Below are 10357 nucleotides of genomic sequence, written 5' to 3'. Positions count from 1 at the left end.
TAGACATCGTTTCAATATAGCACAAACCTAGGCACAAAAAGGAGGGATTCTATTTTTAGAGATTGTCAGTAATCTGTTTTGTAAATTCAGTAGTGCTACTAGTACCACCAATATCTTTGGTTTTTACGCCGGATTTTACCAAATCAAATATTGTGGATTCTAATTTGGCTCCAACCCCAATACATTTAGAATCATTGTGTTTGTTTCCTAACCAATCAAGCATCATCTTGATTGACAGCAAAAAGGACGAAGGGTTGGCTATGTTCTGTCCTGCAATATCAAAGGCAGCGCCATGGACTGGTTCAAACAACGCAAAGTCGTCTCCAATGTTAGCCGCAGGAGCCATTCCCAAACCGCCTACTACCTGTGATGACTCGTCAGATAAAATATCACCAAACAGATTAGTAGTCACCACAACATCAAATTGCTCTGGCTGTCGGATCAAATTCATCGCACATGCATCAACATACATTTCTTCAAATGCAATATCAGGATAATCTTTAGAGACATCAACGCATGCTTTTGCAAACATGCCATCAGTGACCCGCATAACATTGGATTTGTGAACACATGTTACTTTTCTCATAGAGTCACGTTGTTTTGCAGTTTCAAAGGCATATTTTGCAATTCTCTTAGAAGCAGCTTCTGAAATTATTCTCAATGCTACTGATGCATTTCCTAAACTGAACTCTTTGCCAGTGTAGAGATCTTCAGTGTTTTCTCGAACAATCACCATATCAATATCATCACGTAATGCAGGCATGTGTGGATAAGATTTTGCAGGTCGGATATTGGCATAAAGATCAAGCATTCTTCTCAAAACAACAATAACATCAGCTGCGCTTTCACCAACAGGTGCCTTCATGCAAGCATCAGATTGTTTTATTGCTGTAACTGTTTCATCGGGAAGTGCCTTTCCAGTTTCAGACAATGCCTTGTCACCTGCAGATAATTTTGTAATATTAAATTTCAAATCAAGACGGTCGTGAATAGCATTCAAAACAGAAAGCACAGATTCAGACAATTCAGGACCTATCCCATCACCGGTAATTAATGAAATTTTATACATAGTATGGTATCACATCAAGATAATTTTAGGATTTATTGTACCTGTTTTTCATGCAGTAATTTTTTAAGCATAATATGATTAATTGCATCAATTACTGCCTTTACTGAGGTAGTTACAATGTCTTCACCAACAGATTTTGCAGAGACCTTGTTCCCTAATGCGTCTTCGACCTTTACTGTAACCTCACACAATGCACTAGAGCCACCAGATATTGATGCTAATCCATAATCCTTTATTCTGATTTCAGAAAGTTTACCAGTAATTTTTTGAATTGCGTTTAGTGCAGCATCGACAGGTCCAACCCCATAATCAGTACCAACATGATCCTCACCATCCACGTTTAATTTTACAAACGCATATGGCATTGTTCCTATCCCAGTTGATACAGAGAATCCAGTTAGTTGAACAATTTTTTTAAGGTCTTTTTCTCCCAACACCTCACTTGCAATAGAAAGCAATTCAACATCAGTGATCTGTTTTCCCTGATCACCTAGCACTTTGACTTTCTCCAAGATTTGTTGCGATTGTTCCTCGGTTGGTTTTACTCCATATTCAGATAACATTGCATTCATTCCATGCACACCTGCATGTTTTCCAACTTGGAGCCATCTTTTTCTTCCAACTAATTCTGGACTGATTGGCTCGTATGTAAGCGGATTACTCAATACGCCGTGTGTATGAATTCCTGATTCATGGCCAAATGCATTGGCACCAACAATTGCCTTGTTAGGCTGAACTATTATTCCAACAGTTTTAGAGATAAATCTTGAAGTATCGTAAATTAGTTCTGACTCGATGTTTGTCTCATATTTTTGCTCATATGGCAAACATTTCAAGGCCATAGAGAGTTCTTCTAATGAGGCATTACCTGCTCTTTCACCGATTCCATTAATTGTAACATGTGCACATGAAGCTCCTGCATGAATTCCTGCCAATGAATTTGCAACAGCTAGTCCAAAATCATTATGACAGTGAACACTTACTGGAAGTTTTGTAGCTTCTACAGTATCCCTAGTAATTTCTGCCATATATTCAGGGGTAGAGTATCCTACGGTGTCAGGAATATTGACTCGGTCTGCACCTGCTTTTGCAACATCCCCAAACACTTTTTTCAAAAACTCTCTATCAGTTCTTGAAGCATCTTCAGCTGAGAATTCAACTTGCAATCCACGAGATTTCCCATATTCTACTGCTTCAATTGCTTTTTCAAGAGCTTGATCTCGGGTCATTTTGAGTTTATGTTCTAAATGAATATCAGAAGTTGCAATGAATGTGTGAATATAGTTTAATCCTGCGTCGACTGCAGCGTCAATATCTTTTTTGATAGTTCGTGTCAATCCAGCAATTTCGCAAGACAGCCCTTCGCTTGTGATCATTTTTACTGCTTTTAATTCACCATCAGAGATTACTGGAAAACCAGCTTCAATTGCATCAACCCCAAGTTCATCAAGTTTTTTTGCAATAGCTAATTTTTGAATTGGGGATAAAGATACGCCGATTGTTTGTTCCCCATCTCTTAATGTGGTATCAAATATTCTGACTCTCATGCTCCGCTCCTTTGCAAAGCAGCAACACCTGTTCGTGCAACATCAAGGATGCCAAAGGGTTTTGCCAACTCCTCAAATGCCTTAATTTGATCAGGAGTAGCTGTCAATTCAACCATGATAGAGTCTTTTTTCACATCATGGACTTTACCACCATATGCATTTGCCAGTTTGTTTACTTCCATGCTATCATTAGCATTACTGAGTTTTATCTTAAAAAGGATCAGTTCACGAAAGAGAGTTTTTTGCTCATCTAGATGCTCAACTTTTACAGTATCAATCATTTTATCTAATTGCTTTACAATTTGTTCAATCTGTTTTTCATCACCATATGTGGTGATAGTCATTTTAGAATAATCAGGGTTTTCGGTAATTCCAACTGAAATACTGTCAATGTTGAAGTTTCGAGATCTGAAAAGATGAGTCACCTTAAACAAAATCCCAGGTTTATTTTCAACTAAAATAGAAAGAATTGCCCACATAATCAATCACTAAGAAGGTAAAATCATTTCCGCAAGTGAAGTTCCAGGAGCTACAAATGGCAACACGTCTTCTTCAGGATCAATTGGAATGTCAATTACTGTTGCAACATCACTGCTTAATGCAGTTTTAATCGCTTTATCAAGCTCATCCATTGATTGAGCTCTGATTCCTTGTGCGCCATAAGACTCTGCGAGTTTAACATAATCAGGGCAACTTTTTTGATCCACGCCAATCATTCTTCTATCATAGAAAGTTCTCTGCCATTGAGCTACCATTCCCAATGTGGAATTGTTTAGTACAAATACAATTACAGGAATATCTTCCAACACAGCAGTTGCAAGAGAGTTTTCAGTCATGGCAAAACTTCCGTCACCTGCAATATCAACCACGGGTACATCAGGTCTTGCAACTTTTGCACCTATTGCTGCAGGAAATCCCCATCCCATGGTGCCCAAGCCAGTAGAGCTAAAGAAGGTACCAGGTTGGATTACATCATAAAACAATGAGGCCCACATTTGATGCTGACCTACTTCTGTAGTTACAACAGATTCTTTTGGTAACAATTCACGGAGTTTACGTAAAATTTTAGCAGCACCCATTTCACCTGGATGAAGTTTCAAGTTTTCTTTCCAGTAAGTTTTGGTTTCTTTAACATGTTTAATCCAAGGAGTTTCTTCAGATTTTTTAATAGCACGCTGTAAAAGCAATTTTATCATTACTCTAAGATTTACACGGACATCTCCGATTACAGCAATTTGGGCAGTCTGGTTCTTACCAATTTCTGCAGGATCCACATCCATGTGAATAATTTTCAATCGTTTCTCAAATGCTTCAAAAGTGCCAACAGACCTATCAGAAAATCTTGTGCCAATTGCTAACACGCAATCAGCTTCGGACATCATTTTATTTGCCTCTGCATGACCATGCATTCCAATTGGGCCTAATGATAAAGGATGATTTTCAGGAAATGCTCCTTTTCCTTTGAAAGTAGTTACAACAGGAAGCATCAAAGTTTCTGCAATAGATTGCAATTCAGCAAAGGCCGAGGAAATAATGGTTCCACCGCCAGCTAGTATGATTGGTTTCTCTGCATGAAGCAACATATCGATTGCTTTTTCAACATTTACAATATCAGGATCTGCCCATGGATAGTACCCTTGAATTTTGAATTCATCTGGAAAATTCATAGGTTCTACATTTGTCTGGACATCTTTTGGAATGTCAATTAACACAGGTCCGGGTCTACCAGATTCAGCAATAAAGAATCCTTTTTTTACAACTTCTGGAATTTCTCCAGCTGATCTTGGTTGAAATGCATATTTTACAACAGGATTCGCCATTCCGATAATATCACTTTCTTGAAAAGCATCTTTTCCTATCATTCCAACAGGAACTTGTCCGGTAACTGCGATCATTGGAGCAGAATCAGCTTGTGCAGTTGCAATTCCAGTAAGAATATTTGTAGCACCAGGACCAGATGTTGCAAAACACACACCAGGCTTTCTACTGACTCTTCCAAATCCATCAGCCATATGTGCTGCAGACTGTTCATGTCTTGTTAAGATATGTCTAATATTACAACGAGCAAATTCATCATACATTGGAAGATTTGCACCTCCAGGTAAACCAAATACTTGTTTGACGCCTTCTTTTTCCATAGCCATCATTAAGGCTTTTGCGCCGCTCATACTTTCCATTTTATTCATTAAATTAACTTCCATAATTTTAATCTAGTAAATTTTAGGCACACATTATAGATGAACAATAGCAAGTACAGAGTTATCAAATATTCCAGTTAATGTAGTGTCCATTGAAATCAGAAAAAATAGTCAATTGATAATTAATAAAGATTCTCTAAACAGTAGTCGAGTTTTTGCATATAATAGTACAGAAGACTTAAACTCAGAATTTTCTTATTCGAAATAGATTATTTTGACAGATAATGAAGAAATCATCAATGTGATTGAAACATTATTTCAAGCTGGAATCACAAAAGAACTATCATTACTGAGAGACATCCATCTAAATGATCCCAGATTTTCCAGCTTTAGTGATTTACCTCCATATGACCTAAAAGATTATCAAAATACAATTGAGCTTGAAGAATTAAAATTTGTCAGCATCTCTGATTATTCCTATGAAATAAAAAATCCAAAAATCAGCGTATTTGGAGACACAGCAGTTGTTGCATTAGAATTAATTCAAAAAGGAATGCTAGTGGATACTAAAGCATACACTGGGGAACACATGGAAATTAGCGGGCGTGCAACATTTGTACTTGTCAAGCAACCAACTTGGAAAATTGCACATATTCATTTGTCAAAAATATAAGCAGATAATTATTTCTGGTTTTGATGTGGTTTGTTTTGATTAGGGTTGTTTGGCTTGTTTGATTTCTTTTGATTAGGGTTGTTTGATTTATTGTTATTTGATTTTTTTCTGGGTTCTTCACTAACTAATTTTTTGTATAATTTGAAGGCCTGATCAACATTCTGATTATTGTGAACGATTGCTCTAACGGCTCTGATCATTGAAACTGGGTGTTCTGATTGCCAGATGTTTCTACCCATATCTACACCCACTGCACCACCTTTGATTGCATTGTAGGTTAATTGTAAAGCATCACGTTCTGGAATTTTCTTTCCGCCCGCAACAATTATTGGGACAGGACAGGACTGGACAACTTTTTCAAAGTTATCACAATAGTAAGTTTTGACAATGTGTGCGCCTTGTTCAGCAGCTACTCTACATGCCAACGACAAATATCTAGCATCTTTGCCAAGTTCTTTTCCAACTGCAGTTACTGCCAATACAGGTAATCCATATTTTTCAGCCTCGCTGACTAGTTTTCCAAGATTTACAATTGTTTGATATTCATATTTTGAACCAACAAAGATAGACATTGCAAGAGCACTTGCATTTAGTCTAATTGCATCTTCAATAGATACAGTGATGTCTTCTTGAGACAAATCCTCTCCAATAATGCTTGAACCTCCAGATACTCTCAATACCATCGGGGTGCCAGTAGTTGCAGGTACAGATGCTCTTTGAACACCTCTAGTAACCATAAGAGAATCACAATGTTTCAAGAGAGGTGCAATGACTTTTTTTGGATCCTCTAATTTTTCAGTAGGACCTAGGAAGTATCCATGATCTACTGCCAACATTAATGCACGGTTATTTTGTGGTTTGATAATACTAGAAAGTCTATTTTTTAATCCCCAATCCATATTGCTTCGATTTTCAAGCAAGAAAAATCCCTTCTTAAGCGTTTCTTATTTTGTAATAATTATTTTCATTGCATGTTCACCAGTACGAGCATGATCAAATGCTTTTTGAGAATCAGAAATGGGATATGTATGAGTGATTAATTGTTTGACATCAATCTGAGAAGATTCAATTAGATTTAGGGCTTCTTTGGTATCAAAATCAGATGCAGCATAACTAGTTACAAGCGTGATTTCTTTTGAATAAATTTTGTTCATGTCTAAATCCAATTTTGCGCCTTTTGATGGAACGCCAAACATCATCACAGTGCCGCCCTTTCGTACCAGATCTATGGCATCATCTAATGCTTTGAGGCTACTTGTAGCAACTATTGCCACATCTACACCTCTACCATCAGTATGGTCATGAATCTTTTGTTTTCGGTTTTCATCCATAGAATTCATAGATTCAGTAATTTTGAATTTTTTTGCAAAATCTAATCTGAAATCATTTACATCAAAACAGAAAATTTTTGAGAATTTTTTAGCATAAGCAAGCATCACATGCATCATTCCTGTTGGACCTACGCCAAAAATTGCAGCAGAGTCACCCTCATGATAAGGAAATTTAGACCATGCTCTAACGCAACATGCCAGAGGTTCAATCATTGCAGCTTCTTCAAAACTTAACGAGTCAGAAATTTTTAAAACGCCACCATGTAAAACATTCCAAGCTGGAACTACATATTCTTCAGATAAACCACATGGTGAAAGATTAGTTTCATAGTATTTCTGGCACATTGTTTCATATCCATGATTACAAAAATGACAATCATAACATGGAACATGATGATGAGTAAATACTCGATCACCCTTTTTGAAATCAGTTACATCAGAACTTGTATCTAATACAATGCCAGCAGGCTCGTGTCCTAAACGCATAGAGGGTTGGCCATATTGCCCAAAAACTTTTTCCAGATCAGAGCCACAAATTCCACAAGCTTGCATCTGAACTAAAATTTCACCAGATTGTAACTGAGGTTTTTCTGTTTCATCAACGGAAATTTTAGAAGGTTCTTTAACAGAAGCAGTTTTCATGGTTGAACATTAAAAATTTGATTATAAGTAGATTAAACGCCAAGAATTTTCTTCAACATTACTCTGTAATCAACTTCAGTTTTTTCACTTCCAGTTGCAGGTAATGCAAAGACCAAAGTTGATTTTTCAGCTCGAAGTGCAGTTAATTCATCGTTAATAGATTCCGTAATATCATCACTGACCAAAACTAGACCGACATCAGAATCATCAGTTAATGTCTTGATTTCTTCTAATGCCTTTTGTGGATTTTCAGAAATTTTCCCCGGAATTCCAGCTAATTGGAAACTAGTTACAAAGGATTTGCTTCCAACAGTAAAGATTTTCACAGTTGAGAATTTTGTCCGTTCTAATTTAACCCTTTTTGGAGATAATAGATCAGGAAAGATTGATTTAGTTTAAAAAATCAGTGAATTCATGGCAGAAATCGACACTCAAAAAGACGTCTATTTGTTCCTGCACGGAAGAATGGATCTTAAAGAAAAAGCCACAAATGCATTGACTGCAAAAGGATTTGCAGCAGACAAAGTCATCATAGCCTTGCCAACTAAAGTTGGAAAAATAGGAGACTATATGGCAATGTTATGGATGCCTCCAAATCCAGACCATATCAAGATTCAACAAATTACTAAAGTTGAAGACGTAAAACCAGAAGGAATGATCGGTCTTTGGAAAGGAGCTTCAAAAGAAGATATAGATTCTATACCATTAGAATAGATTAGCTAAATCCAGCTCCAAACTCATTACCTTTTTCTAAAACATCACCTGAATCAGAATTTTTTAATTTTCTATAAAGCAATGTTTCATAAACCATCTTCAAGGCATCTTCATCATCTAGACCACAGTCTTCTTTGATCTGATTTTTGTATTTTTCTAGTTTGGAAGCGTCTTGCTCATCAGGGGAAATATCGTCATGAACCATAAGATTTGCAATTTTTTCTATTTCAGAATTTTGTTGTTCATCATCCATAATTCTATAAAGATTTTCTAGTTATTAATAAGTTCAAATAATTGGTTATTTTAGATCATCAATCAGACCAAAAAGAAAATCAGAGAATTCATCATCAGAAAAAAGAATTTCCTCTACCTGATTTTTAGCCCTAGCAAGATGTGCAGATTCCAAATGATAGCAAGTGGTTTTTCCATTCAGTTTACCAAAGTAAAACCCAGGACAAGAGCAATAGTTGCAATCAGGATCAATCCAATGCTCTTGACCTTTTCCAACAACAGTCCAAATTTTTCTTTGACTGGGTTCAAAAACATGCAACTTGACTCGTTTTTCAGAAACAATAGATTGAATTCTTTCCATGTCTTTGTACACAAGAATTTAATCAGATATCTACAGTATAACTTTGATGTTGCAAACTAGAATTGTCCCATCAAAACCAGCATTAGTTTTGGAGGGTGAAAAAAAGAATCTAGTTGTCACAGATATTCATATTGGGTTTGAAAACAACATGGCATCAAACCAAATCTTCATAGGCAAAAATTCAAGCATAAATGAATCAATTCAAGAATTATCTGAAATTATTGATTCAGAAAAACCAGACTCTGTAATTCTATTGGGAGATATAAAATCAAGCATAAAGAACATTTCAAGAAATGAATGGGACGAAGTACCATTATTTTTTAAAAAGATACGAGAAAAATGTGATGTAATTCTAATTCCAGGCAATCATGATGCAAATATTCAGAAGATAATACCAAATAACATTTCAATGATAAGCTCTACAGGAATGGTAGAAGAAAATGTTTTGTTAACGCATGGACACACGATGCCATCAGAGAATTTTTCTCATGTTGATAAAATAATCATGGGACACGTTCATCCAGTTTTTTTTCAAGAGGATTCAGTGATGAATGGTCAAAGGGTATGGGTCTCGATTAAAACAGAAAAAGAAAGTATTTTTCCAAACAAAACAGGGGAGATTGAAATTACAATAATTCCATCATTTAACAAATATTTTTACGCAACATATAGAAGACAATATAAAAAATCCATTTCGCCGATAATAAATAAAATTAAAGAAATATCAAAAGCAAAAATAATTACATTGGACGGGACAATCATCGGAAATGAATCAAACATCAAACAAGTAATCTGATCAAATTAGTTTAGTTATAAACAATCCTTTGAAGGTGAAATTAGGGCATCTTTATGATTTTGCCCACGTTTTTAGTTTCAGAATATGCAACACGCATTTCATAGGAATTTCCACAATTTTTACATGAAATATTTGCCAAATGACCATTCTTGTTCCAATCATCAATTAGATCTCAAGTAAATTCTGCAATCTTTATTTTTACAAAATTTTTCTTTGCACTATTTTTTAAATGAATAAATCTAATTCCATCAGTATCAAATTTCTCAATTTTGCTCAGACTAAGTTCATCATCAGAGAATTTTTTTGAGATATTCTTTTCAGAATGCTTGCGTTTATGTTTTTAAAAATTATTCATATTTATCATATGGTTCAATAGGATCTTTTGTAGTCTTATTATTTCTCAACCACTCTAGTGTTTTCACAAAAGAGTCAGCCAATTCCATAGTCGTCAGAACAGGAATTCCCAATTCAAGAGATTTACGTCGAATTTGATATTCATCGTCAAGCATTCCAACATATTTTTCCAACGTAGATGTGCTAGGAATGTTTATGATAAAATCGATTTTTCGCTCATATAGCAAATCAGAAATATTTGGTTTTCTTCCGGGTTCTGAAATTTTATGTACAATCTCAACTTGGCCAATTTTTTCCTCAAAGAATTCTGCAGTATGTTCTGTTGCCAAAATTTTGAAACCCAATTGTTTGAGTTTTGCAATGGTAGGGAGTAACTTTTCTTTATTTTGAGCTCCTCCGACAGTCACTAGTGCAGATCCTTTATCAGGCAAATTATACCCAACTGAAGTCAATCCTTTAGACAATGCATCATAGAAGCTATTTCCAAAACATGCAGCCTCA

The 10357-nt window shown here is 35.7% G+C and carries 12 protein-coding genes and 1 pseudogene; 3 read left to right on the top strand and 10 right to left on the bottom strand.

The window, feature by feature from the left end; translation table 11 throughout:
• Positions 1-55: 55 nt before the first annotated feature.
• Genes OEW78_RS08515 through ilvB form a run of 4 tightly spaced genes read right to left on the bottom strand, consistent with a single transcriptional unit; the run spans position 56 to position 4802 of the window.
• On the bottom strand, positions 56-1069 hold the full coding sequence (locus tag OEW78_RS08515; protein ID WP_300326882.1) for an isocitrate/isopropylmalate dehydrogenase family protein: 1014 nt from the start codon (positions 1067-1069) through the stop codon (positions 56-58).
• Between the two features lie 32 nt (positions 1070-1101).
• Positions 1102-2616 (bottom strand): 2-isopropylmalate synthase, encoded by a 1515-nt coding sequence (locus OEW78_RS08510; protein WP_300326881.1) that lies wholly within the window; start codon positions 2614-2616, stop codon positions 1102-1104.
• Positions 2613-3095: an acetolactate synthase small subunit gene (gene ilvN / locus OEW78_RS08505; RefSeq protein WP_300326880.1), complete on the bottom strand. Its 483-nt coding sequence runs from the start codon at positions 3093-3095 to the stop codon at positions 2613-2615. Before ilvN ends, OEW78_RS08510 begins: the two co-directional genes overlap by 4 nt.
• Positions 3096-3104: 9 nt before the next feature.
• Positions 3105-4802: a biosynthetic-type acetolactate synthase large subunit gene (ilvB, locus tag OEW78_RS08500; RefSeq protein ID WP_300326879.1), complete on the bottom strand. Its 1698-nt coding sequence runs from the start codon at positions 4800-4802 to the stop codon at positions 3105-3107.
• 226 nt (positions 4803-5028) lie between these two features.
• Here ilvB and OEW78_RS08495 point away from each other — a divergent pair, with 226 nt between their 5' ends.
• On the top strand, positions 5029-5427 hold the full coding sequence (locus OEW78_RS08495; RefSeq protein WP_300326878.1) for a nuclear transport factor 2 family protein: 399 nt from the start codon (positions 5029-5031) through the stop codon (positions 5425-5427).
• An 8-nt stretch (positions 5428-5435) separates the two neighbouring features.
• Here the strand turns inward: OEW78_RS08495 and lsrF are convergent, their stop codons facing one another.
• From lsrF to OEW78_RS08480, 3 genes are read right to left on the bottom strand one after another with little or no spacing between them, the layout of a single operon-like run.
• The gene (lsrF, locus tag OEW78_RS08490; RefSeq protein ID WP_300326876.1) at positions 5436-6347 is read right to left on the bottom strand and encodes a 3-hydroxy-5-phosphonooxypentane-2,4-dione thiolase; all 912 of its coding nucleotides are present in this window, start codon (positions 6345-6347) and stop codon (positions 5436-5438) included.
• A gap of 24 nt (positions 6348-6371) precedes the next feature.
• Positions 6372-7400, bottom strand: a complete 1029-nt coding sequence (locus tag OEW78_RS08485; protein ID WP_300326874.1) for a zinc-dependent dehydrogenase — start codon at positions 7398-7400, stop codon at positions 6372-6374.
• A gap of 32 nt (positions 7401-7432) precedes the next feature.
• Positions 7433-7726, bottom strand: coding sequence for a V-type ATP synthase subunit F (locus OEW78_RS08480; RefSeq protein ID WP_026090104.1), 294 nt, complete (start codon positions 7724-7726; stop codon positions 7433-7435).
• Between the two features lie 88 nt (positions 7727-7814).
• Here OEW78_RS08480 and OEW78_RS08475 point away from each other — a divergent pair, with 88 nt between their 5' ends.
• Positions 7815-8114, top strand: a complete 300-nt coding sequence (locus tag OEW78_RS08475; protein WP_300326871.1) for a hypothetical protein — start codon at positions 7815-7817, stop codon at positions 8112-8114.
• 1 nt (position 8115) lies between these two features.
• Here OEW78_RS08475 and OEW78_RS08470 read toward each other — a convergent pair whose 3' ends face one another.
• Positions 8116-8367 (bottom strand): hypothetical protein, encoded by a 252-nt coding sequence (locus tag OEW78_RS08470; protein ID WP_300326870.1) that lies wholly within the window; start codon positions 8365-8367, stop codon positions 8116-8118.
• A 45-nt stretch (positions 8368-8412) separates the two neighbouring features.
• Positions 8413-8718 carry a hypothetical protein gene (locus tag OEW78_RS08465; protein ID WP_366523055.1) on the bottom strand — a complete coding sequence of 102 codons (306 nt, stop codon included), beginning with the start codon at positions 8716-8718 and terminating at the stop codon, positions 8413-8415.
• Between the two features lie 34 nt (positions 8719-8752).
• On the opposite strand from OEW78_RS08465, the gene OEW78_RS08460 reads away from it, so the two are divergent.
• The gene (locus tag OEW78_RS08460; RefSeq protein WP_300326868.1) at positions 8753-9502 is read left to right on the top strand and encodes a metallophosphoesterase; all 750 of its coding nucleotides are present in this window, start codon (positions 8753-8755) and stop codon (positions 9500-9502) included.
• A 347-nt stretch (positions 9503-9849) separates the two neighbouring features.
• On the opposite strand, the pseudogene OEW78_RS08455 reads toward OEW78_RS08460, so the two are convergent.
• Positions 9850-10357 (bottom strand): annotated as a pseudogene (locus OEW78_RS08455) (carbamoyl phosphate synthase large subunit); the annotation flags it as partial.

It is taken from the genome of Candidatus Nitrosopumilus sp. (assembly GCF_029882185.1).
Taxonomy (GTDB): Archaea; Thermoproteota; Nitrososphaeria; order Nitrososphaerales; family Nitrosopumilaceae; genus Nitrosopumilus.
The sequence above is the reverse complement of the archived record's forward strand: the minus strand, read 5'-3'. Positions and strand labels throughout refer to the sequence as shown.

Bases quoted from the DNA above. Each gene is read 5' to 3' on its own strand.
- OEW78_RS08475 (WP_300326871.1), top strand. From the start codon at position 7,815: ATGGCAGAAATCGACACTCAAAAAGACGTCTATTTGTTCCTGCACGGA.
- OEW78_RS08485 (WP_300326874.1), bottom strand. From the start codon at position 7,400: ATGAAAACTGCTTCTGTTAAAGAACCTTCTAAAATTTCCGTTGATGAA.
- OEW78_RS08510 (WP_300326881.1), bottom strand. From the start codon at position 2,616: ATGAGAGTCAGAATATTTGATACCACATTAAGAGATGGGGAACAAACA.
- ilvN (WP_300326880.1), bottom strand. From the start codon at position 3,095: ATGTGGGCAATTCTTTCTATTTTAGTTGAAAATAAACCTGGGATTTTG.
- OEW78_RS08470 (WP_300326870.1), bottom strand. From the start codon at position 8,367: ATGGATGATGAACAACAAAATTCTGAAATAGAAAAAATTGCAAATCTT.
- ilvB (WP_300326879.1), bottom strand. From the start codon at position 4,802: ATGAATAAAATGGAAAGTATGAGCGGCGCAAAAGCCTTAATGATGGCT.
- OEW78_RS08460 (WP_300326868.1), top strand. From the start codon at position 8,753: ATGTTGCAAACTAGAATTGTCCCATCAAAACCAGCATTAGTTTTGGAG.
- OEW78_RS08515 (WP_300326882.1), bottom strand. From the start codon at position 1,069: ATGTATAAAATTTCATTAATTACCGGTGATGGGATAGGTCCTGAATTG.